Origin of the sequence: Shinella sp. JR1-6, assembly GCF_004284735.1 — a bacterium.
Classification (GTDB): Bacteria; Pseudomonadota; Alphaproteobacteria; order Rhizobiales; family Rhizobiaceae; genus Shinella.
The window spans coordinates 304,880-329,936 of record NZ_SHMI01000002.1; the positions used below are offsets into that span (position 1 = coordinate 304,880).

At 65.4% G+C, this 25,057-nt stretch carries 25 protein-coding genes; 5 read left to right on the forward strand and 20 right to left on the reverse strand.

The window, feature by feature from the left end; translation table 11 throughout:
* Position 1 precedes the first annotated feature (1 nt).
* The 14 genes from EXZ48_RS04130 to EXZ48_RS04195 form a co-directional block, all read right to left on the reverse strand.
* Positions 2–1,075: an ABC transporter ATP-binding protein gene (locus tag EXZ48_RS04130; RefSeq protein WP_130514413.1), complete on the reverse strand. Its 1,074-nt coding sequence runs from the start codon at positions 1,073–1,075 to the stop codon at positions 2–4.
* Positions 1,072–2,016 carry an ROK family protein gene (locus tag EXZ48_RS04135; protein WP_130514414.1) on the reverse strand — a complete coding sequence of 315 codons (945 nt, stop codon included), beginning with the start codon at positions 2,014–2,016 and terminating at the stop codon, positions 1,072–1,074. The genes EXZ48_RS04130 and EXZ48_RS04135 overlap by 4 nt, the downstream gene beginning before the upstream one ends.
* Positions 2,013–2,798 carry a 6-phosphogluconolactonase gene (locus tag EXZ48_RS04140; protein ID WP_130514415.1) on the reverse strand — a complete coding sequence of 262 codons (786 nt, stop codon included), beginning with the start codon at positions 2,796–2,798 and terminating at the stop codon, positions 2,013–2,015. The genes EXZ48_RS04135 and EXZ48_RS04140 overlap by 4 nt, the downstream gene beginning before the upstream one ends.
* Positions 2,795–3,670: a sugar phosphate isomerase/epimerase gene (locus EXZ48_RS04145; protein ID WP_165909272.1), complete on the reverse strand. Its 876-nt coding sequence runs from the start codon at positions 3,668–3,670 to the stop codon at positions 2,795–2,797. The genes EXZ48_RS04140 and EXZ48_RS04145 overlap by 4 nt, the downstream gene beginning before the upstream one ends.
* A gap of 126 nt (positions 3,671–3,796) precedes the next feature.
* Positions 3,797–5,065 carry an ABC transporter substrate-binding protein gene (locus EXZ48_RS04150; RefSeq protein WP_023515409.1) on the reverse strand — a complete coding sequence of 423 codons (1,269 nt, stop codon included), beginning with the start codon at positions 5,063–5,065 and terminating at the stop codon, positions 3,797–3,799.
* A gap of 143 nt (positions 5,066–5,208) precedes the next feature.
* Positions 5,209–6,384, reverse strand: a complete 1,176-nt coding sequence (locus EXZ48_RS04155) for a glycerate kinase (protein WP_130514417.1) — start codon at positions 6,382–6,384, stop codon at positions 5,209–5,211.
* A gap of 145 nt (positions 6,385–6,529) precedes the next feature.
* Positions 6,530–8,008 (reverse strand): SLC13 family permease, encoded by a 1,479-nt coding sequence (locus EXZ48_RS04160; protein ID WP_245461920.1) that lies wholly within the window; start codon positions 8,006–8,008, stop codon positions 6,530–6,532.
* Between the two features lie 34 nt (positions 8,009–8,042).
* The gene (locus EXZ48_RS35250; RefSeq protein WP_023513822.1) at positions 8,043–8,390 is read right to left on the reverse strand and encodes a hypothetical protein; all 348 of its coding nucleotides are present in this window, start codon (positions 8,388–8,390) and stop codon (positions 8,043–8,045) included.
* A gap of 178 nt (positions 8,391–8,568) precedes the next feature.
* A complete protein-coding gene (locus tag EXZ48_RS04170) occupies positions 8,569–9,285 on the reverse strand; it encodes a DUF6065 family protein (protein WP_130514418.1) in 717 nt (238 codons plus the stop codon).
* 89 nt (positions 9,286–9,374) lie between these two features.
* Positions 9,375–9,683, reverse strand: a complete 309-nt coding sequence (locus EXZ48_RS04175) for a hypothetical protein (protein ID WP_130514419.1) — start codon at positions 9,681–9,683, stop codon at positions 9,375–9,377.
* Positions 9,676–10,212 (reverse strand): GFA family protein, encoded by a 537-nt coding sequence (locus tag EXZ48_RS04180; protein WP_130514420.1) that lies wholly within the window; start codon positions 10,210–10,212, stop codon positions 9,676–9,678. The genes EXZ48_RS04175 and EXZ48_RS04180 overlap by 8 nt, the downstream gene beginning before the upstream one ends.
* Positions 10,163–10,843 (reverse strand): TetR/AcrR family transcriptional regulator, encoded by a 681-nt coding sequence (locus EXZ48_RS04185; protein WP_130514421.1) that lies wholly within the window; start codon positions 10,841–10,843, stop codon positions 10,163–10,165. The genes EXZ48_RS04180 and EXZ48_RS04185 overlap by 50 nt, the downstream gene beginning before the upstream one ends.
* A 253-nt stretch (positions 10,844–11,096) precedes the next feature.
* Positions 11,097–11,837 carry an anti-sigma factor gene (locus EXZ48_RS04190; RefSeq protein ID WP_050744822.1) on the reverse strand — a complete coding sequence of 247 codons (741 nt, stop codon included), beginning with the start codon at positions 11,835–11,837 and terminating at the stop codon, positions 11,097–11,099.
* Positions 11,834–12,376, reverse strand: coding sequence for an RNA polymerase sigma factor (locus EXZ48_RS04195; protein WP_023517513.1), 543 nt, complete (start codon positions 12,374–12,376; stop codon positions 11,834–11,836). Before EXZ48_RS04195 ends, EXZ48_RS04190 begins: the two co-directional genes overlap by 4 nt.
* 110 nt (positions 12,377–12,486) lie before the next feature.
* Between EXZ48_RS04195 and EXZ48_RS04200 the strand changes: the two genes are divergently transcribed.
* Positions 12,487–13,884 carry a S8 family serine peptidase gene (locus tag EXZ48_RS04200; RefSeq protein WP_245461922.1) on the forward strand — a complete coding sequence of 466 codons (1,398 nt, stop codon included), beginning with the start codon at positions 12,487–12,489 and terminating at the stop codon, positions 13,882–13,884.
* On the opposite strand, the gene nadE is transcribed toward EXZ48_RS04200, so the two are convergent.
* The 6 genes from nadE to EXZ48_RS04230 form a co-directional block, all read right to left on the reverse strand.
* Entirely contained in the window at positions 13,881–14,870 is a 990-nt protein-coding gene (gene nadE, locus EXZ48_RS04205) for an NAD(+) synthase (protein WP_130514422.1), read from the reverse strand. The two genes, EXZ48_RS04200 and nadE, sit on opposite strands and share 4 nt — an antisense overlap.
* A complete protein-coding gene (locus EXZ48_RS04210) occupies positions 14,867–16,393 on the reverse strand; it encodes a class I adenylate-forming enzyme family protein (protein ID WP_130514423.1) in 1,527 nt (508 codons plus the stop codon). Before EXZ48_RS04210 ends, nadE begins: the two co-directional genes overlap by 4 nt.
* A gap of 13 nt (positions 16,394–16,406) precedes the next feature.
* Complete coding sequence (locus EXZ48_RS04215; protein ID WP_023515753.1) at positions 16,407–16,661, reverse strand: acyl carrier protein; 255 nt, start codon at positions 16,659–16,661, stop codon at positions 16,407–16,409.
* A 2-nt stretch (positions 16,662–16,663) separates the two neighbouring features.
* On the reverse strand, positions 16,664–18,619 hold the full coding sequence (asnB, locus tag EXZ48_RS04220) for an asparagine synthase (glutamine-hydrolyzing) (RefSeq protein WP_130514424.1): 1,956 nt from the start codon (positions 18,617–18,619) through the stop codon (positions 16,664–16,666).
* Positions 18,620–18,622: 3 nt separating this feature from the next.
* On the reverse strand, positions 18,623–19,699 hold the full coding sequence (locus EXZ48_RS04225; protein WP_245461923.1) for a hypothetical protein: 1,077 nt from the start codon (positions 19,697–19,699) through the stop codon (positions 18,623–18,625).
* A gap of 180 nt (positions 19,700–19,879) precedes the next feature.
* A complete protein-coding gene (locus EXZ48_RS04230; RefSeq protein WP_130514426.1) occupies positions 19,880–20,662 on the reverse strand; it encodes a MauE/DoxX family redox-associated membrane protein in 783 nt (260 codons plus the stop codon).
* A gap of 51 nt (positions 20,663–20,713) precedes the next feature.
* Here EXZ48_RS04230 and EXZ48_RS04235 point away from each other — a divergent pair, with 51 nt between their 5' ends.
* The 4 genes from EXZ48_RS04235 (at position 20,714) to EXZ48_RS04250 (ending at position 25,053) form a co-directional block, all read left to right on the forward strand.
* Positions 20,714–21,118: a MerR family DNA-binding protein gene (locus EXZ48_RS04235; protein ID WP_023517105.1), complete on the forward strand. Its 405-nt coding sequence runs from the start codon at positions 20,714–20,716 to the stop codon at positions 21,116–21,118.
* Positions 21,119–21,349: 231 nt separating this feature from the next.
* Positions 21,350–22,468, forward strand: a complete 1,119-nt coding sequence (locus EXZ48_RS04240; RefSeq protein WP_023517104.1) for a sugar ABC transporter substrate-binding protein — start codon at positions 21,350–21,352, stop codon at positions 22,466–22,468.
* Between the two features lie 59 nt (positions 22,469–22,527).
* Positions 22,528–24,078: a sugar ABC transporter ATP-binding protein gene (locus tag EXZ48_RS04245; protein ID WP_130514428.1), complete on the forward strand. Its 1,551-nt coding sequence runs from the start codon at positions 22,528–22,530 to the stop codon at positions 24,076–24,078.
* Positions 24,079–24,081: 3 nt separating this feature from the next.
* Positions 24,082–25,053, forward strand: coding sequence for an ABC transporter permease (locus EXZ48_RS04250; RefSeq protein ID WP_130514429.1), 972 nt, complete (start codon positions 24,082–24,084; stop codon positions 25,051–25,053).
* The last annotated feature ends 4 nt before the right edge of the window (positions 25,054–25,057 follow it).

The following is a 25,057-nucleotide window of genomic DNA, read 5'->3' on the forward strand; positions in this document are numbered from 1 at the left end:
GTCACATCCTCCCCGGCTTGATCGTGCACTCTTCCTTGTCGAAGAGGTGCGCACGCGCGTGGTTCCAGCCGACGGCGATGGTGGTGCCAGACCGGATATCCGGCTTGCCCTGTGCCTTGACGACGATCGAACGCCCATCGCCGACGGTGAGATGGACGAGGGATTCCCCGCCGAGCGGCTCGACGAGCAAGACCTCGGCCTCCAGCGTTGCCTCGCCGCCACCGAGGACCAGGTCTTCCGGGCGGATGCCGAGGCTGACGTCGCCGGCATAGTCATGGGCGGGAAGGCGATAGCTTCTGCCGGATAGCGACAGCACGCTTTCCTCACCTTCCCGCCCCAGCGTTCCCGGGAGGAAATTCATGCGCGGTGAGCCGATGAAACTGGCGACGAAACGGTTGGCCGGACGCTCGTAAAGCTCCATGGGGGTGCCGACCTGCGCGATGCGGCCGTCCTTCAGCACGACGATGCGGTCAGCGAGCGTCATTGCCTCCATCTGGTCGTGGGTAACATAGACCGTGGTGGCCTTCACCTCGCGGTGGATGCGGGCAATTTCCACGCGCATCTCCATGCGCAGGTCCGCATCGAGGTTGGAGAGCGGTTCGTCGAACAGGAAGAGCTTCTGCTGGCGCACGAGGGCGCGACCGATGGCGACACGCTGCTGCTGTCCGCCGGAAAGCTGGGCGGGGCGGCGGTCGAGCAGATGGTCGATCTTGAGGAATTTTGCGGCCCTCGTGACGCGCTCGCGGATTTCGGCGGCGGGAAGCCGGGCGGTTTCCAGGGCGAAGCCGAGATTGCGTTCGACATTCATATGCGGATAGAGCGCGTAGGACTGGAAGACCATGGCGATGTTGCGTTTTGCCGGCGGCGTCTCGTTCATACGGCTGTCCGCGATGCGCAGCTCGCCGTCGGAAATTTCCTCCAACCCCGCGATCATGCGCAGCAGCGTGGACTTGCCGCAGCCCGAGGGGCCGACGAAGACGACGAACTCGCCCTCGGCAATCTCGAGATTAACGCCGTCGATGACCGTCAGCGCGCCGAACCGTTTGACGACATTGATGAGATCTATACCGCTCATGGCCGTTCCATCTTGCTGAGTGTCTTTTCCGCTATTTTTTCGTGCGCCCGGGCTGCCAGCGCTGCCACGCCGATGGCGCAGGCCGTGTCACCGATGAGGCTCGGCACGATCGGCATGTCGCGCGCTCCGTCCGCCCAGATGAACTCGCGCGTCAGTGCGGCAAGCCGCGGCGTCACCTTGGGGTCGCTGCCGATGCCGCCGCCAAGGACGAGCAGGGCGGGGTCGAGCGTGTTGATGAGCTGGCCGAGATAGGAGGCGAGCGAAAGGAGTGCATTGGCGACCATCTCCGCGGCGCGCGGGTCCGTCGCCTCGGCTTCGAAAAGCGCCAGTGCGGAGGCATCCGGGCGCCCGGTGATCGCACCATAGCGCTCGCCGAGCGCCTTGCCGCCGGCAAAAAGTTCCAGATTGTGCCGCACCGCGCGGCCCTCACCGTCAAAGGCGACGATATCGCTGCCGGAGAAATGGATGGCGAAGCCGCGGGCGCCTTCATAGGGCGTGCCGCCGATGACCAGCGAATGGGAGAGGCCGGTGGAGATGGTGGCGTAGACGAAGGGATCGACGCCCCTGCCGGCGCCCATCCAGCCCTCGGCGAAGGCGGCGGCGCGCACGTCGCTGTCGATGTGCAAGGGGGCGAAGGCGCCAAGCTGGGTGCGGTAGTCGAGGCCGCGCCAGTCGAAATTCCAGGCAGAGGCCGGCTCGCCGTCCCGTGTCACGAGTTCCGGCAGGCAGATGCCGAGGGCCGCGATGTCGAGGGTCTGCCCGCGTGCGCGATCCTGCATGGTTGCCGCGAGGTGGCAGACGAGATCGAGCACCGCGCTGCCGCCGTCCTGGCAGGGCGTTGCCTCGGTGTGCTCGGCGACGACCGCGCCGTCCGAAAGCCTGACGATGCAGGCCTTCGTCTTGGTGCCGCCGACATCGACCCCGATCGCGTGCCGTGTCATGGTTGCGCTCCGGCGGCCGTATCGGCGTGGAGCTCGCCGTTCCGGCACTCGGCGAGAATGGTTGCCGGCCAGGACGGATCGTAGGCTTCTGCGCCCGAAAGGCGGCGGAAGGCCTCGCGCTTGCCGTCACCCCAGACGATCATCGCGACGGCCTTGGACAGCGCGGCGATGGAGCCGATGCCGATGGTGAGACCGTGGGTCGGCACGTCCTCGATACCGCGGAATTCCGGGAAGGTCGCAAGATTGTCGCGCCGCGTCTGCTCGGCGAGCGTGACGATGCGGGTGCGGCTGTCGCGGGCGGAGCCGGGTGGGTTGAAGGCGATATGGCCGTCGCCGGCGCCGGAGGCGAGCAGGAACAGGTCGATGCCGCCGAGAGCTGCGAGCATGCCGTCATAGGCTTCCGGCTCGGCGATGGCAGGCATGTGGAAGTTTGCCTCCGGCATGCGCAGGCCGTCCGGCAGCGCCCGGTTGATGCGACCGACGATCTCCCGTTCGCCGAAGCCGCGGCAGGAGTAGTGCGCGCTGGCGGCTGGAGGAAAGAGGCCGGCGCCACCGGGCAGCAGATATTCGTCCATCATCGCGATGACGAGATGCGAACAATCGACGGGCGCGGCGGCGAGCTGGCGCTCCAGCGCCTGATAGACCGGCATCGGGCTTCGCCCGCCCGGGCAGCCGAGCACATAAGGTCGCCCGGCGGCATTGGCGGCACGGATCTCCGCGAGGATGCGGGCGGCGAGATGCGCGCCGATCGCCTCGGGCGTGTCGTGGATCAGGGTCTTCATCGGCCGCTCCGTCCCGCAAGCAGGGTCGAGACGAAGGTGAAGTTGCGCGTGGCGATCGCCTCCGGCGTCTCGGGGTGTTTCGGCGCAAGATCCTGTTCGACGACCAGCGGGCCGTCATAGCCGCTCGCCAGCAGCGTCTCGAGAAAATCGGCGATGTCGACGGCGCCGCGGTCGAGATCCGTCATGATGCCGTCCTCGAAGGCGCGGTCGCAATGGATGTTCTCCGCCAGCACCCTGTCGCGGAAGGTGCCATCGACATTCTTGAGATGGATGGCATTGATGCGTGCCGTGTGCCGCAGGAAGAACACCTTCGGATCGGCTTTCCAATAGGCGTGGTGGCCGGTATCGAGGCAGAGGCCGACGAGATCGGGATCGGTCTCCGCAAGAAGCCGATCGATCTGGTCCTCATGTTCGACGCAGGTGCCGACATGCGGGTGGAAGCTGAACTGCAGGCCGTAGTCCCGCACGATCCGGGCGGAGAGCAGGGTCAGTTCGACGACGGTGCGCCAGCCGGCCTCGTCGACAATACCCATCTGGTCCTTCGGGTAGAATTCGGATTCATCCATCAGGATGAAATGCGTGCCGCCGACGGCCGTGAGCAGAGAGCAGATCTGATGCGTCCGTTCCGCAAGGGCGTCCGCGGTCCCCGCATCCGCCAGCGTGTGGACATGAGCCGCTGCGACCACGGAGAGGCCGCGGCTGGTCAGCTCGCGTGACAGTACTGCGGGATCGGTGATGAAGTAGCCGTAGGGGCCGAGTTCGGTATGCCGGTATCCGGCCGCGACGATGCGGTCGAGATAATCGGTCCAGCCGAGGTCGTTGCCGGTGGGCCAGTAGACGCCCCAGCAGCACGGTGCGATCGCGATATTCACTGTCTTTTCCTTGGGTTTTCCCGAGCGTTTCGACTGTTCCTCGAACCGCCGAAACGCTCGGGCTTCTGTTTCGCGCAACTCCAGACCAAAGGCGCTATGCTGTCCTTCCGGAATTGCCCACGGCGGTTACCAGCCGCGCTTCTTCAGCCGTTCCAGGTCGCTGCTCACCTTGGCGAGCGCGTCTCCGGCGCTTTCCTTGCCGCTCAGAACGTTGTGAACGCCGTTGAAGATGCGCTGCGAGACGCGGTTGTACGAGGCGCCCGTGACCTGCGACGGCCGCGAGGCGCTTTCGGCATAGGCCTTTTCGGCAAAGCGCAGCGAGGGGTTCTTTTCCAGGATTTCCGTATCCTGGTAGAGCGCCTTCAGCGTCGGGCTGTAGCCCTGCAGGGCGCGGCGCTTCTGTTCCTTGGCGTTGGTGAGGTACTGTACCAGACTGACGGCCGCATCGACATCGTCGGCATATTTCGAGACGCCGAGAAGGCCGGCACCGTAGCAGCCGCTGGATTTTTCACCTTCCGCGCCGACCGGCAGCGCCATCACGCCGACCTTGCCGAGCAGCGACGAGCCTTCCGCCTGGCTGGTTCCCCAGACATAGCCCCAGTTGCGGTGGAAGATGGAGTTGCCCGCCTCGAAGACGCCGCGCGAACCTTCCTCGTCATAGTTGAGTACGCCTTCCGGGCTGATGCCGCCGATCCAGGTGCGGGCGAGTTCCAGCGCTTCGATGGCCTTCGGATTGTTCGCGGTGATTTCGCCGTCCGGCGAGATGAAGGTGCCGCCGCCATAGGAGGCGACCCATTCGAGCGCGTCGCAGGTCAAGCCTTCATAGGCGCGACCCTGCCAGACGTAGCCCCACATGTCCTTGTTGCCGGCGGTGCGTTCCTGTTCCTGGACGGACTTTGCCGTCTCGGTCAGTTCCGCCCAGGTCTTCGGCTCGGCCTTGCCGTATTTTTCGAGCAGGTCCTTGCGGTAGAACATCAGGCCGGCATCGACGAACCATGGCATGGCGAGCAGCTTGCCCTCGATGGTGCTGTCGGCGAGCGCAGCCTCGAAATGTCCCGAAAGCTCCTCTGCCGACACCTTTTCCTTGAGATCGACCAGATGCGAGGCGAGTGCGCCGACCCAGATGTTGTCGAGCGTCAGAACGTCGATGTCGCCCGATTTGCCGGCGAGAAGCTGCTGGTAGAGCGGCAGGGCCTCGCCCCAGTTCGCCGGCATCTTGTTGATCTTGACCGTGTTGCCGGTCTCTTTTGCCCAGGCCTCGGAGGCCGATTGGCAGAGTTCGAGTTCGGCCCCGGCCGAGCTGCAGAAGATCGACACTTCCGCCGCTGCCGCAGAGCCACCCCACAGGACGGCGCCGATGAGCGCCGTCGTTCTCAGAAATCCATCCCGCTGCACTGTGTTTCCTCCCACACCGCGTTAAGCACGAGAAATTACTATACCGTCTGGTCGGTAAAGTAAAGCGAGCGGAATGCCCCTTTGCGAAGAGTGTGGACAATGTCAGGATACTCTCGGTGCGGTCCCGTGGTGCGTCTCCAGCGTCATGCGGCCCTGTCGAGGCGATCGCGCAGGCTCATGCCGACCATCACCATGCGCGCGGCATCTTCCGCCGCCCGGGCCAGGAGCTTCGGGGCGCCGGAAATTGCGTCTTCCAGCGAGCAGGGGCGGCTGAGGATGGAGGCGAAGGCATCGATGCCGTGCTCGAAATTGAGCCGTACACCCTTGCCGAGCGTGCCGGCGAGCGCGATGACGGGCACGCCCATCTGCTTTGCCCGGTGGGCCACCTCGGCCGGCACCTTGCCGAAAGGCGTCTGTCCGTCGAGGCTGCCTTCCGCGGTGATGACGAGGTCAGCGGTCGCCATGAAGCGATCGAGTTCCAGATATTGCATGACGATGTCGTAGCGGGGATGCAGCCTTCCTCCGAGAAGGCCGAGCACCGCTGCGCCAAGCCCGCCGGAAGCGCCGGCACCGGGTGCCGTGCCGACCTCGATGCCGGTCGTGCGCCGGATGGCGTCGGCATAGATCTCCATCGCGCTTGCAAGCACCTCGACTTGCGCCGGGGTTGCGCCCTTCTGCGGACCGAAGACCCGGGCGACGCCACGCTCGCCGAGCAGCAGGTTGTGCCAGTTGACGGCCGCGTCGATGCGCACGCGGTCGAGGCGCGGGTCACGGTTGGCCATGTCGATGGCGGCGAGGCGGGCGAGGGCTGCTCCGCCGCGGGGCAGGGGCGCGCCCGTATTGTCGAGCAGCCGGATGCCGAGCGCCTCGGCCATGCCCGCGCCGCCATCGTTGATGCCGCTGTCGCCGCAACCGAGCAGGATACGGCGGGCGCCGCGGTCGAGTGCGGCGCGCACCAGTTCGCCGACGCCGTAGCTTGTGGTGAGGCAGGGGTTGCGCCGGTCGCGCGGCACGAGGCTGAGACCCGCGGCCGCGGCCATCTCGATGACGGCGGTCGGCTCGCTGCAACCGCCGAGGAAGCCGAAATGGGCCTCGACCGGTTCACCGATCGGACCGGTCACCGAGAGGTTATACAGCGTGCCGCCGGTCGCCTTGACGAGCGCCCTGGTGAAGCCTTCCCCGCCATCGGCCATCGGTGCCTTCAGGATGGTGGCGTTCGGGAAGGCGCGGTGCACGCCCGTTGCGATGCAATCGGCTGCCTCATCCGCCGACAGGCTTTCCTTGAAACCGGAAGGGGCGACAAGAACCGTGAAAGACATGGAGCGTTCCTTTTCTGCTGTGACAACCATGTGACAGGGGAGGAACGGGCGCGCGCGCGGTCTATTCCATCGGGTCGAAAAAAATTAGTCGGCTAAATAAAAAAAGGCCTCCAATGGCGGCCTGTTTCCCTCATGCAGTGCTTGTTCAGCGCAGCGGCACACCCTGCAGGGGCCAGATCAGCGTTGCGAAGACAACGAGCAGTCCGACGAACGGCACGATCAGGATGGCGGCGAGGCGGAAGAGGTCGGCCTGGCCGAAGGCCGGCGGATCCATGCCGCCGAAGAGCGCCACGGGCTTTGCCGACACCATCAGCGTCTGGCAGAAGCCGCTCGCCAGCGTGACGACCATGACGAGAGCGACGGGATCGGCGCCAAGGGCGGCCAGCGGCAGGGCGAGGGCGGGAATGAGCACTGTCGCCCGCGCCGTGCGGGAGGTGATGACGAGATGCGACAGCGTCGCGGCAATTGCCGCGAAGGCGATGACGAGGGCGGGCCAGGCCGCGATACCCTCACCGGCAAGTCCGACCACCCGCTCGGCGAGCACGGCCGCCGTTCCGGTCTCGAGCAGCGCTTCGCCGATGACGAGCGTGCCGGCGAGGAACAGCAGGAGGTTCCATTCGACGCCCTTCAGCGCGGCCTTCAGGGAAAGGCCAGAAATGCGCTCGGTCGTCAGCAGCAGGGCGGCGGCGATGCCGATCAGCGCCATGCCGATGCCGTGGAGCTGCTGCGTTGCAAAAAGGAGGACCATTGCCGCGGCGATGGCGAGCACGGTCCACTGGCGCCGTGTCATGCGAGTGGGTGACGCTTCCGCGGCAGGGCGGGTGAGCGCCATGCTGCGCTCCTCGGGGCTCAGGAAGAGACGCAGCAGCGCCGCGCAGGCGATCAGCGAGCAGAGGAGGGAGAACGGGCCGGCGAGCGCGAGCCAACCGAGGAAGTCGGGGCTTTCGCCACCCGTCTTCTTCATCATGTCGGCAGCGACGAGATGGGCGCCCGCGCCGATAAGCGATGCACCGGCGGACAGCAGGATGACGGAGGGAAAGAGCAGCGCCAATGCACGGTTCACCCGCCCGTTGCCGATGGCCGCCGACAGGCCGAGATAGACCGGTGCCAGCATGGCGGCGCGCGCCGAGGTGGAGGGAATGACGAAGGCGGTGGCGAAGATGAGGAGCGTCAGCGTCCAGAACAGGCTCTGCACGGTGTTGAGCCGGGCGAGCAGGCGCGCGATGACCTGTTCGACCACGCCGACCTGCCGCAGCACACCGGCAACGACGAAGGCCGCCAGCATCAGCCAGACGATATCGTTGCCGAGCGAGCGGTAAAGCACGTCCTCGTCGATGGCGCCGACGGCCGCCAGCACCGCCGCGCCGGCCAACGCCACCGGCGTATCCGGCAGATCGAGAATAGTCCAGGCGGTGATTGCGGCGACGAAGACCGCAAGGGTCAGCCGCATAGGCAGCGTCAGGCCGTCGATCGCCAGGAAGATCAGCATGGCGCTGAAGGCGAGCACGATCGCCGCGACGATCTGCTTGACGCGGGCGAGCGGGACGGTGGCTTGCGAAACCGGGGACGGTTCCCCACGCCGGGCGGCGTGGGGTGCGGGCGGGGCGATTGCATAAAGGGCCAAGATCTGCCCTCCTTTCGGTCTTTCAGGCGGGGTCTCAATCGTCGTCGGACGAAGAGTTCGACGAGGAGTTCGAGCTCGAATTGCTCGAGGAGTTGGAAGAGCTGTTCGAGGAGGAATTGCTCGACGAATTGGAACTCGAATTGGAGTTGGAGTTCCGCGAGGAATTCGACGAGCTGTTGGAGCTGCTGTTGGAATTGCGGTTGGAACTCCAGCTGCCCCGGCGGTCGTCGTCCCGGTCACGATAGGCGCGACTGTGGTGCGCCTTGTTGCTGCGCGTCATCTTCTGCAGGAACCGCTGGACCGGATCGTCCGCGACGGCAGGGGCCGGCGCTGCCGCACCGACCACGAGGAAGGTGCCGAGGATTGCGATGAGTTTCTTCATGGCATGTCTCCTTTGAATGACAGCCTTGCCGGCTGCAAAGGAGGAACGGCGGAATAGGGTGTCTATTCCCAAAAAAACGAAATATTTTTCAATTGCATAGATCGTTTTTTCGTCCATGCGGCATCGCCGCCGCTGCGTGTGCAACGGCGGTGAAAGGGCAGTTTTCGTCTTCTGCGGGCTATCGCTGTGCGCGTGCGAACTTGCGGTACCAGCCGTCGGCAGCGAGTGTCTTGCGTAGGATCGTCTTGCGGACCGTGCCCTCCGCCTCGCACTCGGCGCGGATGTCAGCGTCGAGGTCGGAGGTTTCGCGGCGGAAGGGGATGACCTGTACGAGGGGCGTGCCGCGTTCGAGCACATGCAGGCCGTCCTCGCCGGTGGCGAAGAAGGGGAAGTGGATTTCCGACTGGTAGGTATCGGTGTCGACGACGCCGGCCACGACCTCGAAGACGCCGTTCGGCCGGTTGAGCGGCGGCACGAAGAGGCAGCTCCAGCCCGGCGGCGTGCGGATGGTCCAGTAGTTGTGGAACTTGCAGGGCGGCAGGGGCTCGCGCGGATTGCCGGCGACCTGGTGGCTCGCATGGTTGCTGACCAGCGTGCGATCGAAATCCCAGCCGCAATCCACGGTCCTGCCGCCATCGGATATCTCCATGCGGACCGTGCCGGAAAGCCCGATCACCCATCCCGCCGCCATGGCGTCGAGAAAGGGCATGCAACGCTTCACCGTCAGGCCGCTGTTCGTCGGAGAGACATGGGCGGCATCGACGGGTGGCAGCTTGCGGAACCAGTCGGGCAGGGCCGTCTTGGCGCGCACCGGGGCGGGGATGACACCCTCGTCCTCCTTGCGGCAGAGGAAGGTCAGCCGGGGCTGCGGTTTCTTCAGAAGGGCGAGTGCCATCGCTGTTCTCCTCATCGTTCGATTGAAGGAGGAACGGCGCCGGCTGCAGTCTATTCCCGGCATCCCGAAAAAATGCCGGGAGATGCCGTTCAGCCGGCCACAGCGGCAGCAAGGTGGTAGAGCTGCACCGGCTTGCGCGGTGCACGCCGGATGACGCCCTTCGCCTCAAGGTCGAGTTGCACGGCCTTCATCCACCAGCCCGCCTTCTGCCGCTCCGGAAAATCCGCTTCCGAGAGGAAGGGCAGGAGGGCGGCCTGGGCCTCCGCCACCGTCATGCCGGGCGCGGTGTCCGGCAGGGCGGCGAGAAGCGCCTTGCGCATCGCCATGTATTTCGTGTGGTCCACCCGCTCCGTGCGGCCGGGAATGTTGACGTTCTCGATTTCGATTTTCTCAGGCATCGACGGTTCCTCCCACGGTGATTTTCGGATTGCGGAAGCCCATGGCGATCCATGCCGCCAGAAGCTTGGCATAGAAGGAGACGGTATGGGTCTTGAGGTTCGGCATGTCGGCCGGCAGGCCGGACGTATTGGCAAGGTCGCCGGTCATCGTGCGGAACGTCGCCTTCGGCCGTGCCGCCTCCGGCCACAGATGCAGGTAGAGGCTCAGCCAGTGCGCGCCCTTCATCTCCAGGAAAACAGGTGTGTTGCAGCAGGTCGCGATCACCCGGCGCGAGCCAGCGCCGGGGGAGAGGCGAAACTCCCGGAGGGTTTCCGCGCCGGAGAGGAACTGTATCCGGTCCTTGCGGTACTCCGCCGCGGGTGTCGCCTGGTAGGCTGTCAGTGTGTTCTTCGCGCCGGGAAGGGCGGCGAGCCTGCCGGCGGCGGCCCGGCAGCTGTTGCACAGGCACTCCGAAACGAGGATCGGGTCTCCCCGCAGTTCAAGGCATGTCCGCCCGCAGGCGCAGCCGATCTGGGTCGCTCTCATCATGCGCGTCATCCTCCATGGCGTTGAACAGGTGTCGTATGTATCGCTCCAGATGATCGAGGCTTTCGCGCGCGAGCACGGGGTCGTTGCCGGCCTTGGCAAGGACGAAACCGCCCTGCAGCACGGCCTGCATGTGCCGTGCCAGGCTGTCGGCCGACCAGTCCGCGGCGATGCCGCGCTCTTGCCGCGCCGTCTCGATATCGGCCTCCAGCGTCGCCGTATGACCGAAGATGCTGCGGCCGCAGGCGTCGCGAATATCGGGCGCGCTCGCGTGCACCTCCTGCGCCATCGTTCCGACGAGGCAGGTGAAATCCTTCAGCGCGCCCGTGATGATCGCCTTGCGGAACGCCACATAGGCAAGGACCCGGGCGAGCGCGTCGTTCGGCGCATGATAGGGCGCGGCTGCAAAATAGGCCGTCGTCGTCTCCGTCCAGAACTCTGCAACCGCCACGCCCAGCGCCTCCTTGCTGGCGAAGTGATGGAAGAAGGCGCCCTTGGTGACGTCGGCTGCCTTGCAGAGATCGTCGACGCTCGTTGCGGCAAATCCCTTCTCGCGGATGATGTCGCGGGCCGCCTCGAGGAGCCGGGTTCGTGCATTGCCGCGTTCGGGGGCGTGTTTGGTCGGTCTGGACATGTTGGTAACATACCATACGGTTGGTATGTGTCAAGAATAGATTGATATCAATCTATTTGGCTGTACCGTCCCCTATGCCCTGCGCAGGGCGTTACGTCCAAAACGCCTTGTCTGCCAGCCTTTCCGATGTGGGAGCGGAGCCGTTCGGGGCCTTATGACTTGTCGATTTTCGATCTGCCGCAAACTGCAGGCAAGGCTCTCTCCCTTGTTGGGAGGAGCCGCCGGCCGCCCGGAAGGCGGTATAAGTAGTTTTTCAGGGAGAAAGCGCCTTGCGCTCCTCTTCGGCCGAAAGCGGCGCGCCTGCCTGGATGGAGGCGAGGTAGGCGTCGACGGTCTCCTGTGCGGAGGCGGGCACGTAGCCTTCGGCCTGCGGCGTCGTCAGCGCGAGTCGCGTGGTCCAGGCGCCGTCCTGACGGCAGGCAACGGTCTGTGTGTTGCTTGCCGGCTGTGTCAGCCGGTATTCCCGGCAGAGCTCGCCGCGCTCGTCGCGGAAGGTGGCGACGACATGCAGCACGGAGGTGCCGAGCGTCACGTCCCGGCCGGACGCCTCACGATCGAGGGCGGCGGCGATCTCTGCGCCGGAATCCGTCGCTGAAGGGCCCATGCGCCCGAGCGTGAAGCCGACGACGCCGGTGATGACGGCGACGAGGCTCGCCGCGATCGGCATCATCCACGACCGCGCCACCGGCCGGACGGGCTCCGGATGTGGCCTTGCGGGGAAGGAGACGACATTGTCCTGCGGCGGTGCTGATTTCTGCCCCGCCTCCTGCACCATGCGCTGTACCGCAACGGTCAGTGCTTCCGGCACCGGCTCGTCGATCAGCGGCTTGAGGGTATCGCCGACCAGACGGCGGCTGTCGAAAAAGACGGCGAGCCGTTCGGCGAGGGCCTCGTCGTCGGCGAGCGCCTCTTCCAGGGCGAGGCTCTGCGCCTCGTCCAGTTCGCCATCGGCAAACGCCATCAATGTTTCGTCGTCGAATTCCTGTTTGCTCATAGAACGCCGCCTTTCGTATCGGACGAACGCCCGTCGCTGAAACTTATTCCCGTGAGCTCCATCAAATTTTTCCGTGCGCGGGCAAGGCGGCTCATCACCGTGCCGATCGGTATGGCCAGCACTTCCGCGGCATCGCGGTAGCTCATGTCCTCCACGCAGACCAGAACCAGCACTTCGCGCTGTTCCGTCGGCAGCTTCTGCAAGGCAGCGGCCACGCCGGCGAGGTCCATGCGCGCATGGGCGGCCGCCTCGCCCGAGGGCACGGAGACGTCGAGCGCCTCGTCGATGTCGTCATGCGGGCCGGCCGTCTTCTGGCGGCGCAGGTGGTCGATCCACAGATTGCGCAGGATGCGGAACATCCACGCGTCGAAGCGGCTGTCGGGTGCAAAGCTGTCTGCGGCGAGGATCGCCCGCTCGCAGGCGGCCTGCACCAGGTCGTCGGCCAGTTCCCGTGAACGGCAGAGAGAAATCGCAAAACGTCTGAGGTTCGGCAGGAAGGCCACAAGCCGTTCCGGCACCGTCGGCATGGTGTTCGTCATGCAATTTCTTTGGCACGCCATGGAATAAGCTGTCGAGTCAAACGTATGTCAGGGATGACTATCAACAGAAGGCGGCACCGATGAACCGGTGTCGCCACGGGAGACGGACCATGCCGAGCCGCCTTATGGACAGAACCGTACGCCTTTCCCTCCTCGCTGCGCTGGTCATGGCCGGGGTCGTTGCCCTGCCTGCGCCGCAAGGTAGCCTGGCGCCGGGTGTGGCCATGGCCCTTGCCGACGACGACGACGGCGACGACGGTGATGACGATGACGACGGCGGCAGCAGCCATCGCGGCGGCCGCGGGGATGACCGCCGCATGGAGACGCCGCGTATCCTGCGCCCGCTGTTCTCCCGTCCCGAGCGCGAGGTCCGGCGCGTGCCCGTGCGCCGGCCGGTCGTGGTGCCGGAGCGGGCGCAGAACGAGATCGTCGCGACGGGCCTCGATGAGGGCGCGCTTGCCGGCCTGACACAGGACGGCTTCGTCATCGACAGCCGCATCGAGGTCGCGCTGGTCGGCGGCGAGATGGTTCGCCTCATCGTTCCCCGGGGCATGACACTCGAGGCTGCGCGCGCTGCCGTCTCGGCCCGCAGTGCCACTGCGGCGGTGGATTTCAACCATTTCTACCAGCCGCAGGCGGCAGAGGCCGAAAAGGCGGCCTGCGTGCGGGAAAGCTGCGGCCTGGTGCGCCACATGGTCGGCTGGCCGACCGGAGGTGACGGCAGCGGCATGGCCTGCCTGAAGCCGCAACGCATCGGCCTCATCGACACGGCGATCAATGCCGACCATGCCGTTCTGGCGAAGGCGCGGCTGGAGGTGCTCAGCCTTGGCGACGAAAAGGGTGCGGCATCGGGCGAGCAGCACGGCACGGCCGTCGCGGCCCTGCTGGTCGGCGCACCCGGCAGCCGCGTGCCGGGCCTGCTGCCCGAGGCCGAGGTCGTCGCCGTGGATGCTTTCCAGCGTTTTCGCAAGACCGCCGACATCGCCAATGTCTACGACCTCGTACGGGCGCTCGACCTTCTCGTCCAGCGTGACATCCGGGTCGTCAACCTGAGCCTCACGGGTCCGGCCAATATGCTGCTGGAGCGGGCGGTGGCGGCCGCCGCCAGCCGGGGGATCATCATGGTTGCCGCTGCCGGCAATGACGGGCCGAATGCCGAGCCGGTCTATCCCGCCGCCTATGAGCACGTGATCGCCGTGACGGCGGTCGACAAGGCGCGCAATCCCTATCGCCGCGCCGTGCGAGGGGACCATATCGATATCGCGGCGCCCGGCGTCGGCGTGTGGACGGCGGCGTCGGTTTCCGGTGCAAGGCAGAAGAGCGGCACCTCGTTCGCCGCCCCCTTCGTCACCGCTGCCGTCTCCGTTCTCCTGACCGCCAAGCCCGGCCTTTCGCCGGGCGCGGTCGAGGCGGAGCTGATGAAATCCGCCGAGGACATCGGCAAGCCCGGCAAGGATGCCGTCTACGGCTGGGGATTGCTCAACGCCCGCGCGTTGTGCGGAACCTAGTTCGCACCATCGAAGACGAGCGGCGGGCAATGCAGGTAGCGGGCGACCTTGCGCTTGGCGGCGATGTCCGTCCAGACCAGTTCGACGTCGCTTGCCTTGAGGCCCGTTGCTGCGGCGATCTCCGCTGGCGGCACGGCGTTCTCCAGCCCGTAGAGGCAGATATCCATCTTGTCGTAGGGCAGGGCGAAGTAGAACTCTTCCTGGGTCTGCGGCAGGGAATAGGTGTCGGTGGTGGGCGGACGCGACAGGATGTCGGCCGGGACGCCGAGATGGGCGGCAAGCTGGAAGACCTGCGACTTGTAGAGGTGGGCGATCGGCTTGATATCGGCGGCGCCGTCGCCGTTCTTGACGAAGAAGCCCTGGTCGTATTCCAGCCGGTTCGGCGTGCCGAGCACGGCGAAGTTCAGCCGGTCGGCGTGGTAGTACTCGAGCTGCTTGCGGGTGCGCTGCTTCATGTTCGTCGCCGCGACGATGCCGAGATAGGCATTCGCCGATAGGCGCACCTTGCGCATTTCGCCGTCGGGCGCGCGCACGACGAGGGAGGAGATGTTGTAGCCGCCCGTCGTCATCGGGTTGTCGAAGACGATCTTGGAGGCCCAGCCCGCCTCGTATTCCGGCACGGCCTCGCGGATGAAGGCGTCGCGGCGCGTATAGCAACCCATGGCGGCGAGCGATGGGCCGATATCCTCGACGATGCTCTCGATGCCGAAGGTTTCGGCGACGCTGCGTCCGAGGCGCAGGCTTTCCGGATCGGAATCGTTTTCCGGCATGAACAGGGCGAAGACGTTCTTTGCGCCGAGCGCCTTGACGGCGAGCGCTGCGCAGAGGCTGGAATCGATGCCGCCGGAAAGGCCGAGCACCAGGCCGCGCTTGCGCAGGTCGAGGCGCAAGCGCTCGCGCATCCAGCCGGTAATGCGTTCTACCTCTGCAGCGGGATCGAGCACGAGCGGGGCAAAGGTGGGCGTGTGGGACTTCGGCGCGGTCATGCAGGCGATCCTGTCTTTTGGCCAGTCGTAATGGCGGGTTCGGCGGCAAGCCGGCGGCTTGCCTTGCCGGAATCGGTCTTGGGAAGGGAATCCCGGAATTCGACTTGCTTCGGGACCATGTGGTCCTCGAGATGGCGGGCGCAGAAGCGCAGCACGTCCCGTTCGGTGAGGGCCGGGTCCGAGGCGACGATCACAGCCTTGACCGCCTGCCCGAGGACCTCATGGGGAATGCCGACGACCAGCGCTTCCGCGACGCCCGGCATGCGGCAGAGCACGTCTTCCACGGCTTTCGGCGCGACCTTCTCGCCGCGCGACTTGATGATGTCATCCATGCGGGAGACGAAGGTGAGGTAGCCGTCCACATCCGCGGTGAAAAGGTCGCCGGTGTGCAGACGCAGGCCGTCCATACGCGGATCGGGCCGCAGCGCGCGGCGTGTCGCGGCCTCGTTCTGCCAGTAGCCGCGCATGACATGCGGCCCGCTGATCACCAGTTCGCCGACCGTGCCGGGCGACACAGGCACGCCTGCCTCATCGACGACCTCGGCCCGGCCGCCCGGTATGGCGATGCCGACAGAACCGCGCCGGGCATCGATATCGCCCGGCGGCAGCCAGCTCGCACGGGTGCATTCGGTCTGGCCGTACATCGAATAGAGTTTCACTTGCGGCAAGAAGGCGCGCAGCCAGTCGAGATGGGCGAGCGGCATGGGCGCGGCGGCGCTGGTGACGTAGCGCAGGCTTGCAAAGAGCGACGCGTCGAGGTCGCGCGCCTGCATCATCATGGCGGCCATGGCCGGCACGAGGGGAAAGCCGGTGACGCGCTCGTCGCGGATCCTCTCGAAGATCGCCTGCGGAAAGGCGAAGGATTTCTCGATGACCAGGGTCGCACCGCAGCGCATGGCGGTGACGAGCTGGTTGAGGCCGTAGCCGAAGGACATGGGCAGCACGACGAGAATGGTGTCGGCGGCGGTGTTCTCGAGATAGGTGGTGATCGCGCGGGCAGCGGCGTCCATGTTCTCATGGGCGAGCATCACGCCCTTCGGTTCCCCCGTCGAGCCCGATGTGTAGATCAGTGCTGCGAGATCCGTGTCGGGCAGGGGGGCGGCGATGAGCGGCGCGGCATCGAGCGCTGCCTCGAAGCCGCCGCCTGCCACGATACGAGGTGTCGCGGCGATCTCTGGCGTTTCATCGAGCAGCCTTTCGAGGCGGCCTTCCACGAAGACCAGCGCGGGGGTGCAGTCGCGGGCGATCTGCGCGAGCCGTGTGCTCTTGGCCGCGGGGTTGACGGGGCAGATGACGGCACCCGCAATCCAGGTCGCGAGGACGGCGACGGCGGTCTGCCAGCCGTTGTCCAGGAGGATGAGAACGCGGTCGCCGCGTTCGACGCCACGTGTGTGCAGCGTCGTTGCCATGCGTGTCGCAAGATCGAGGAAGCGCGCGTAGCTGAGCCGCACGTCGCCCGAGACGATCGCCGTCTGGGCGCCGTCGCGGGCTGCGCTGTCCTTGAGATATTGCTCGATCCGCATGGCCGGCTTGCCGTCAGGCCGCCTGCTTGCGGTCGATGAAGCCGGCGATGCGCTCGATCGTGTCGAGGTTGGTCGGGACGATGTCGGCATCGGCGACCTGGATGCCGAAGCGTTCTTCAAGGAAGCCGACGAGTTCGAGGATGCCGGTGGAATCGACGAGGTCGTTGTCGATCAGCGACAGGTCGGCCGGCAGCGGATGGCTGTCGTCGCCGAACAGGAAGTTTTCCACGATGAAGGTGCGGATTGCGGCTTTGGTCTCGTCGGACATGGTCAGCTTATCCCAATGCTGGATGCAGGTTCTGTGGATCGCGCGGCGCCGGTGCCGCGCAGGAGCTCGGTGGAGAGGATGCCGATGAAGGCCGTGTTGTCGCGGAAGCCGGAGACCTGTCCGTTACGAACCTTCTCCTTCAGCTTGCCGACGGCCTGGGCATTGAACAGCCCACCCTCGGCAAGCCGCTCCGGTGACAGCACGGTGTCGAGATAGGCCGGCGTGTGCGGGGCGGCGAAGCTCTCGCTGTCCGGCGCGCGATAGGGCTGTTTCGGGCGGTCGATGATGGCCTCGGGTACGAGGCCGCGGGCGGCTTCCTTGAGAATGTGCTTTTCACGAAGGCCGAGCAGCTTCGTATCCGGGGCAAGGCTGGCGGCGAAGGCGACGACCCGGTGGTCGAGGAAGGGAAAGCGGCCTTCCACGGCATTGGCCATCATCACCCGGTCGCCCTGGCTGGACAGGATATAGCCCGGCAGCAGGAAGGCCGTTTCGAGATATTGCGCCTGGTGCAGCGGATGCCAGCGGCGGAAATCGGCCGGCAGCTGCGCTGCAAGGTCCTCAGCGGCGTCGTAGTTGCCAAGCGTCTCCTTGAGGCCGGCGGAGAAGAACAGCTTTGCCGCCGCCGTGGAGCGGAAGCGCGGGCGGTGGGAATAGAGCGGATCGTCGAGGGCTTCCGAGCCGAAGGCGAAGAAACGCGCGAGATATTCCGGCGTCTGCTGTTTGAGGCCTGGCAGATAGGGGTAGAGCCGCTGGAAGAGACGGGGGCGGTGGACGGATCCCGGTTGCCGGCCGCAGAAGCGCCGGACGCGTGCCTCACGGAAAAGGTCGTAGCCGGCGAAGATCTCGTCCGCACCCTCGCCGGTCAGCACGACCTTCATGCCGCGCTCGCGCACGCGAGCGGCAAGCCGGTGCAGCGGCACAGGGGCAGCGCGCAGGATCGGTCGCTCGATATGGCCCATCACTGCGGGCAGGTGGTGTGCGATCGCCTCCGTCGAGCATTCGACGCTGTCGGCGGCCGCATCGAGCGTCGCTGCCATCTGCCGCTGCCAGGCGCTTTCGTCGTGTTCCTCGCTGCGGAAGGTCAGGGAAAAGGTGCGAAGGCCGCGCGTCACGCTGCGCGCAGCAAGCGCGGCGATGATGGAGGAATCGATGCCGCCGGAAAGATAGGATCCGACGGGCACGTCGGCGCGCAGGCGAATGCGCGTCGCATCGGCGAGAAGCGCGCGCAGCTCCTCGACCTGGCTTTCGAACCGGCTGGCCGGCGGGACATCGCCGCGATCGGGGAAGGAGAGTTGCCACCAGGGGCGGACCGTCTGGCGGTCGCCCTCGACGGTCATCAGGTGCCCGGGCGGCAGTTCGAAGATGTTGCGGTAGGCGGTGCGCGGCGGGATCGGGCACCAGAGCGTAAAGATCTGGTCGAGTGCCACGGGATCGATCTCGGCGACCATACCGGGCAAGGCCAGCAGCGCGCCGATCTCTGAGGCGAAGAACAGCGCGCCTTCGTGCCGCGTATAGAACAGCGGACGCACGCCCATGCGGTCGCGGGCAAGCACAAGCCGACGGTTCTTCGCATCGTGGATGGCGAAGGCGAAGTCACCGTTGAAGTCTGCCAGGCAGGAAGGTCCCTTTTCCGCAAAGGCCGTGAGCAGAACCTCGGTGTCCGACGTGGTGCGGAACCGGTGGCCACGGGCCGTCAGATCGTCGCGCAGCTCCACATAGTTGAAGATCTCGCCGTTGAAGGAGAGCGCGAGCGCCCCGTCATCCGTCGCCATCGGCTGGGCGCCGTCGGCAAGGCCGACGATGGAAAGGCGCGTATGGGCGAGGCCTGCATCGCTGCGGATGAGGATCCCTTCACCGTCCGGACCGCGATGGCGAAGCGCGGCGACCATGCGGCGCAGGTGGTCCGCCGCCCGTTCCGGCGCGATGTTTCCCCCGTAGTATCCAGCGATCCCGCACATGGCTTACCCGAACCGGTCGCCGATGAGGCGCGTCCAGCCTTCGCCGGCAAGGCCGTTGAGGAATGCCTTGCCGTTCGTCATCGCCTCCAGCAGTGCGGGGTCGCGGGTATGCACGATGGTCGAGGAGGTGTGCAGGAAGGCGCATTTCTTGCCAAGCATTGCCTGCAGCAAGGCCGGCTGTGTGCGGCCGCGGATGGCGACGAGGCCGCGGGCGTGCGCATTTCGTATCAGGCAATCGATGATGATGGATTCCTGGCCGGGTTCCGCCATGATCTGGACCGTATGGCCGATACCGCCCGGGCCGCCATAATAAAGGTAGGCGCCCATGGCCTTGCCGGATCGGGTCTTGACAGCATGCTGAACACGTTCGCCATGCATCGCCTTGCGTGCGGCATGCTGCAGCATCGTTTCCAGCATCGGTCTGTCCCAGACCGGACGCAGCGGGAAATGGCTGGAAAATTGCCTACAAAGGTTGGCAAATTCATCATCGGATACCGGCTCATCGATGAAGGCATCCGCCTTGCTTGCCTGCGGCGCGTAATGGGACCAGGTCTGCTTTTCGCTGCGCCGGGAAACGATGGCATCGGCGGCGCGGGCGATCGGGCGGAACAGTTTCAGGGCGGAATGGCGTCCGGCTGCGACCTCCAGCGAGAAGGCGGCCGGCTTGAGGATGCGCAGCCATTCGAGGCTGTAGGGCGCAAGGACCGTGGCGCGCGCCTTGCGCCACATGTCGGTGGAAATCGTGTTGGACGTCTCGGTGAAGGAGAAGTCCTGGGGTCCGGAGAACACGTCGCGCAGCAGGCGCGGAGCGGCGAAAGGGTCGCTGTCCCGGTCGTCGCAAGCGAAAGTGCCGCAGTTGGCGACCTTCAGGCGGCGGCCCTCGAACTCCATCTCCATCGGCAGGACACCGAGGAAACCTGAAACGCTGCCATCGGCGCGCACATGCACGCGGGAGCGCAGCTCCGGTTCTTTCTCGGAAAAATCGATGAAGAGGGTGCGCAGATAGGTTTTCAGATCGTCGTTCGCCGGATCAGCGGTCTTGCGCAGCAGGCGCTGGAACAGGTCCGCGACCGCATCCACATCCCCTGCTTCAAATGAACGAACGCTCGACATCGATACCCACCCGGCCCTGTCCCATTCCGGGCCTCGTCCTGTTCTGCTTACGCGAGGAGCGTGAAGAAAAGGTCAAGAAAGCATTCTGGGTTGGTGACGTAACGTAACGAGCGTGCCATGCGGCAACATGGCACGCTCCCCGGCAGACTACATGGCGTGTCCACCGACATAACCGAGGCTGGCTGCCGCCATCCAGATCGCCATGGCGATCATCATCAGGTTCTCCGTCAGCGAGATGAAACCGAGCGGCACGTTGCTGGAGCCGCCGACGCAGGCGCATTTCAGTTCACGCTTCTCGATATAGACCGCCTTGAAGACCGACACGGCGCCGATCGTGCCGATGAAGAGCGCGATCGGGATCGACAGCCCGTTGAGCGCGCCCGCCACCATCAGGATGCCGGCAAGACCCTCGGCATAGGGATAGATGTAGCTGTAGGGCACCCAGCGCTTGGCGAGCAGGTCGTAATTGAGGAACATGGTCGCAAAACTCTCGACATTCTGCAGCTTCAGCATGGCGAGAGCGACCATCGAGAAGGCGATGAACCATTCCGCGGCCCTGAGGGTGAAGGGCGTGCCGCTGACGGCGTAGCTTGCGGCCATTGCCATCAGCGCCGTCAGGGCGAAGAGCACGATGACGGGGCGGTAGGTGGTGGCCTTCGGATCGGCGACGGGCTTGCCGAGATAGCGCCTCAGGTCGTCGTAGCCGCCGACGCGCACGTCGTCGATGAAAACCTGCGGCGTGGTGGGAACGGCGTGTTTCGCCTTGAAGGCGTCTGTTTCTTCGCGGCTCGTCAGGTGGCGGTCGTCGGCCTCGTAGCCCGAGCGCTTCAGCAGGTCCTTCGCCTTCAGGCCATAGGGGCAGGTGTGGCCGGGCATCACCATGCGATAGAGGATGGCCGTGCGGCCGGCCTGATCGTTTCTGTCCAACATCTCACGTCTCCTGTCTTGTGAAATCGTTGGCAGGACTATAAGTTCCGTATCATGGTACGGAGTCAAGCCCCTGATGAACTGACGATCGGAAAACTTGCGGCGGCAGGCAATGTCGGCGTGGAGACCGTGCGTTTCTACCAGCGCAGGGGATTGCTCGCGACGCCCAGACGCCTCGACGGTATCCGTCGATACGGGCCGGCCGATGTCAGCCGTTTGCGGTTCATCCGGCAGGCGCAGGCCGCCGGCTTCACGCTGGAGGAAATCCGCCAGCTGCTCGCACTCGATTCCGGCGAGGACAGGGCGGCGGTGCGCGTCCTGGCGGCGAAGCGCCTTGCAGAACTGGAGGCCCGGATGGCGGAGCTTCAGGAGGCACGGCTGTCGCTGCAGAAGCTTGTCTCGGAATGTGCGGTCGGCAAGACCGGCCCCTGTCCCATCCTGAAATCCTTCAAGGCCTGAGCAGTCAGCCGCTCGGACGACCGGTTTACCCGTGGCTGCCCCGGCTGGGGCCGTATGTTTTCAATCCTGTTTTTCGAATTTTCTTCTGCGGAGAGGTGACCGCGGCGGCGCATGCCTTCCTGTGTGCAGAAATGGGCATCTGGAAAATTTGTAACATCTATTGACGATATTATAACGACTATATACGTTACAAATAGCGCTGGACGAAGAGGCGCATTCGGAGGAGAATCCATGAAAACCAGGACTTTGCTGGCAGGTCTGTCAGCGATGACGATCGCCCTTTCTCTGTCCACCGCCGCCGTGGCGAAGGACAGCTATCGCGTTGCCGTGATCCGGTGGGAGCCGAACGACATCTATTTCAACGGCGTGCAGCTCGGGCAGGAGATCGAGAGGAAGCGCATCGAGGAAAAGGATGGCGTGAAGATCGAGTTCACGGTGTTCGGCGCCAATGACGTGAGTGCGCAACGCAATGCGCTCGACGCGCAGATCGCCCGCGGCGTCGATGGCGTGCTCCTGGTTCCGTGGCGCGGCGAGGCGATGATCAAGGTGGTCGAGGACCTCGCCGCCAAGAACGTTCCGGTCGTCGTTTCCAATGCCTTCGTGCCGAAGTCCAAGTCGACCTTCGTCGCCTTCGACAACGAGACGGCCGGCCGCAAGGGCGGCGAGGCGATCGTGAACTGGCTCGACAAGAACCGAGGCGAGAGCTGGCGCAAGCAAGAGGGCGTGATCATCGAGCTGCGCTGCATCATCACCGCATCCTTCGACATCGGCCGCAGCGCCGGCTATCATTCGGCCTTCGATCCGATCGTCAAGGACAACCCGAACATCAAGATCGAATCCCATGAGGCGGGCTGCGACGGGTCCAAGGCCCGCAAGGTCGTCGACGACATGATCTCGCGTTACGGCAAGGACAAGATCCTTGCGGTCGCCAGCATCGACGGCACGATGGGTATCGGCGGTGCGATTCCGGCGTTCGGGGCGCAGGATATGCTGAAGAAGTCGGACGATCCGGCGCATATCCCGGTCGCGACGATCGACGGCACGCAGCCGGAACTCGCCGCGGTGGAGAAAGGCGATCTCACCCACGTCTCGGTGCAGCCGGCGACGGGCGAGGGCATCGTCTCCATGCGTCTGCTCTACGACATGATGAAGAGCGGCAAGCTTCTCGACAAGTCGGCTTCCGCCGGTACCTTCCCGATCGAGGGCGAGGAGCTCTGGGCGCCGGTCGAGATCGTGCCCTCCGAGGCCTTCGACGGCGACTGGTACAAGATCCAGGCCTATTCCGTACCGGAAGACGTGCCGGCGGCCGATGCCCGCAACTGGGCGAACCAGATGAAGGCCGCGAACTGATTGAGTGCCGGGCGGCGGCATGTCAGCCGCCGCCTTCCTTCCCGACCACGAGTAGAACCATGATCCAATCCGCCGCCCTCCCGGCGACCGGGACGCCGTCCTATCGCCTTGCCGGGCTGACCAAGAGCTTCCCGGGCCTCACCGCCGTCGCGGATGTCGATCTTTCCGTGCGTCGCGGCGAGATCCACGGCATCATCGGCCGCAACGGTGCCGGCAAGTCCGTGCTGATGAGCCTGATTTCCGGCGCGCAGCAGGCGACATCGGGCACGATCGAAATCGGCGGCGCACCTGTCGCCATCGCCGACTACAATCCCGTGCGCGCCCACGGGCTCGGCGTTTCGCTCGTGCCGCAGGAGCCGAAATTCGCGCCGCGCCTGTCCGTCGTCGACAACATGTTCATGGGCCAGCCGCTGACCCGCAGGCTCGGCTTCCTGCGCCGTGCCGACATGCGACGCAAGGCCGTCGAGGTTGCCGAGGCCGTCGGGCTTTCCATCGACCCCGACGCGCTAATGCTGACGCTGCCCATCGAGAGCCAGCAATTGCTTGCCTTCGGCAAGGCGCAGTTTATCGACGAGGCGAAGGTCATCCTGCTCGACGAGATCACCGCATCACTGTCGCGCGAGCGCAAGACGATGCTGCTGTCGCTGCTGCGCGATCTCGTGCGCCGCCATCCCGACCGGTCCTACACGCTGATCTCGCACCACGTTTCCGAGATCATGGAATTCTGTGACCGCGTCACGGTCATGCGCGATGCCCGCGCCGTCGCCACGCTCGACGTCGCCGCCACCACCGGTGCGGAACTTGCCAACTGGATCGTCGGCGACATTCCCGTGATGAGCCTTGATGGCCTCGCGCGCGCCGTGCCGGAAGATCAGTCGCGCCCCATCGCCCGCATTTCCGGCCTCACCCGTCACGGTGTCTTCGAGGACGTCACGCTGTCGCTCGGCACGGGCGATGTCATCGGTTTTGCCGGGCTGGACGGGTCCGGCAAGGACGAGGCGGCCGAAGCCCTGTTCGGCCTCGGCGTGCTTGACGCCGGAACCTTCGAGATGGAGGGCAGGGCGCTGCATCTTGCATCGCCCGGCGAAGCGATGAAGCACCGTATCGCGCTGCTGCCGAAACATCGCGAGCGCCAGGCCGTCATCCAGGGCCGCTCGATTGCCGAAAACACGCTGATTTCCAGCTACCGCCAGTTCTCCACCGCGCTCGGCCTGATCGATAGTCGCCGCGCCCGCCAGGTGACGGCCGACAAGATCGTCGAGTTCAAGGTCAAGGCCAAGGGGCCGGAGATCGGTATGAGCGGCCTTTCCGGCGGCAACAAGCAGAAGGTTCTGATCGCGCGCCTGACGCTGAACGCGCCGCGCCTGCTCATCCTCAACGAACCGACACGCGGCGTCGATCTCGCCACGAAACCCGAAATCCTCAAGGCGATCCGCACCGATCTGTCGCGCGACAGTGCGGTGATCATGCTGACGGAGAGCGAGGAGGAGATGATTACGGTCTGCGACCGCATCTATGTCTTCTTCCGTGGCCGCATTATCGCCGTCCTCAAACGCGGCGAGGAGAACTTCACCGTCTCCGCGCTCTACAAGACCATTCAAGGAGTTTGAACGATGTCCAGCACAGTCCGGCTGTTCTCCCGTCTGATGGAGCGCCACCTCATCTGGGTGCTGCTTGCCGTTCTCGTCGCCGTCGGGCTCACTGTTCCCGGTTTCGCCTCGCTGCAGAACATCACCAACGTGCTCTGGGCGGCAGCGCCGCTCGGCTGCATGGTGCTCGGCCTCTTCCTCGTCCTGCTGATCAAGGAGGTCGATCTCTCGCTGGAATCGAGCTTTGCCTTTGCGCCGGCCGTTGCCATCGTGGCGATGACGGTCTGGGCGCCTGATGTGGTCCATCCCGTTCTCGCCGTCATCCTGACGCCGGTTGTTGGCCTGCTTGTCGGCCTTGCAGCAGGCGCCTTCGCGGTAAACCTGCGCGTCAACGCCTTCCTCGTGACGCTCGCGACGCTGCTCGTGATGCGCGGTGCCGTGGTCTTCCTCATTCCCGAGGGTGTCTACTACCTGCCAGCCGAGTATACCTATCTCGGCGAAGCACGCTGGTTCGGCATTCCGGTTGCGATCTTCGTCTGGCTCGTGCTCTACGGCGTTGCCTATATCTTCATGGAGCGCCATCGCATCGGCAAGGAGATCTACGCCATCGGCAACAACGAGGAAGCCGCCTTCCTTGCCGGTGTAAAGGTGCACCGCACGAAAATCCTCTGCTTCGGCATTGCCGGCCTTGCCGCCGCCGTCGGCGGCCTCCTGGAAGTCGGGCGCCTGCAATCGGTCGTCGCCGATCTCGGTGAAGGTGACATCCTCATGGTCTTCGCCGGCACCATTCTCGGCGGTACCAGCCTCAATGGTGGCATCGGGCGGCTTTCGGGCGTGTTCGGCGCGGTCATCGTCATCGCCATCATCGAGAACCTGATGAACCTCACCGGCATCGAGCCCTCGATCCGACAGATGGTCTTCGGTTGCGTGCTGCTCGTCGCGATCTATCTTGCCAGCCTGCAGGACCGTTTCGCCCTGCATGCAAGCCGGAACTGACGGG

Bases quoted from the DNA above. Each gene is read 5' to 3' on its own strand.
- EXZ48_RS04130 (WP_130514413.1), bottom strand. From the start codon at position 1,075: ATGAGCGGTATAGATCTCATCAATGTCGTCAAACGGTTCGGCGCGCTG.
- EXZ48_RS04135 (WP_130514414.1), bottom strand. From the start codon at position 2,016: ATGACACGGCACGCGATCGGGGTCGATGTCGGCGGCACCAAGACGAAG.
- EXZ48_RS04140 (WP_130514415.1), bottom strand. From the start codon at position 2,798: ATGAAGACCCTGATCCACGACACGCCCGAGGCGATCGGCGCGCATCTC.
- EXZ48_RS04155 (WP_130514417.1), bottom strand. From the start codon at position 6,384: ATGTCTTTCACGGTTCTTGTCGCCCCTTCCGGTTTCAAGGAAAGCCTG.
- EXZ48_RS35250 (WP_023513822.1), bottom strand. From the start codon at position 8,390: ATGAAGAAACTCATCGCAATCCTCGGCACCTTCCTCGTGGTCGGTGCG.
- EXZ48_RS04170 (WP_130514418.1), bottom strand. From the start codon at position 9,285: ATGGCACTCGCCCTTCTGAAGAAACCGCAGCCCCGGCTGACCTTCCTC.
- EXZ48_RS04175 (WP_130514419.1), bottom strand. From the start codon at position 9,683: ATGCCTGAGAAAATCGAAATCGAGAACGTCAACATTCCCGGCCGCACG.
- EXZ48_RS04180 (WP_130514420.1), bottom strand. From the start codon at position 10,212: ATGATGAGAGCGACCCAGATCGGCTGCGCCTGCGGGCGGACATGCCTT.
- EXZ48_RS04185 (WP_130514421.1), bottom strand. From the start codon at position 10,843: ATGTCCAGACCGACCAAACACGCCCCCGAACGCGGCAATGCACGAACC.
- EXZ48_RS04190 (WP_050744822.1), bottom strand. From the start codon at position 11,837: ATGAGCAAACAGGAATTCGACGACGAAACATTGATGGCGTTTGCCGAT.
- EXZ48_RS04195 (WP_023517513.1), bottom strand. From the start codon at position 12,376: ATGACGAACACCATGCCGACGGTGCCGGAACGGCTTGTGGCCTTCCTG.
- EXZ48_RS04200 (WP_245461922.1), top strand. From the start codon at position 12,487: ATGCCGAGCCGCCTTATGGACAGAACCGTACGCCTTTCCCTCCTCGCT.
- nadE (WP_130514422.1), bottom strand. From the start codon at position 14,870: ATGACCGCGCCGAAGTCCCACACGCCCACCTTTGCCCCGCTCGTGCTC.
- EXZ48_RS04210 (WP_130514423.1), bottom strand. From the start codon at position 16,393: ATGCGGATCGAGCAATATCTCAAGGACAGCGCAGCCCGCGACGGCGCC.
- EXZ48_RS04215 (WP_023515753.1), bottom strand. From the start codon at position 16,661: ATGTCCGACGAGACCAAAGCCGCAATCCGCACCTTCATCGTGGAAAAC.
- asnB (WP_130514424.1), bottom strand. From the start codon at position 18,619: ATGTGCGGGATCGCTGGATACTACGGGGGAAACATCGCGCCGGAACGG.
- EXZ48_RS04230 (WP_130514426.1), bottom strand. From the start codon at position 20,662: ATGTTGGACAGAAACGATCAGGCCGGCCGCACGGCCATCCTCTATCGC.
- EXZ48_RS04235 (WP_023517105.1), top strand. From the start codon at position 20,714: ATGGTACGGAGTCAAGCCCCTGATGAACTGACGATCGGAAAACTTGCG.
- EXZ48_RS04240 (WP_023517104.1), top strand. From the start codon at position 21,350: ATGAAAACCAGGACTTTGCTGGCAGGTCTGTCAGCGATGACGATCGCC.
- EXZ48_RS04245 (WP_130514428.1), top strand. From the start codon at position 22,528: ATGATCCAATCCGCCGCCCTCCCGGCGACCGGGACGCCGTCCTATCGC.
- EXZ48_RS04250 (WP_130514429.1), top strand. From the start codon at position 24,082: ATGTCCAGCACAGTCCGGCTGTTCTCCCGTCTGATGGAGCGCCACCTC.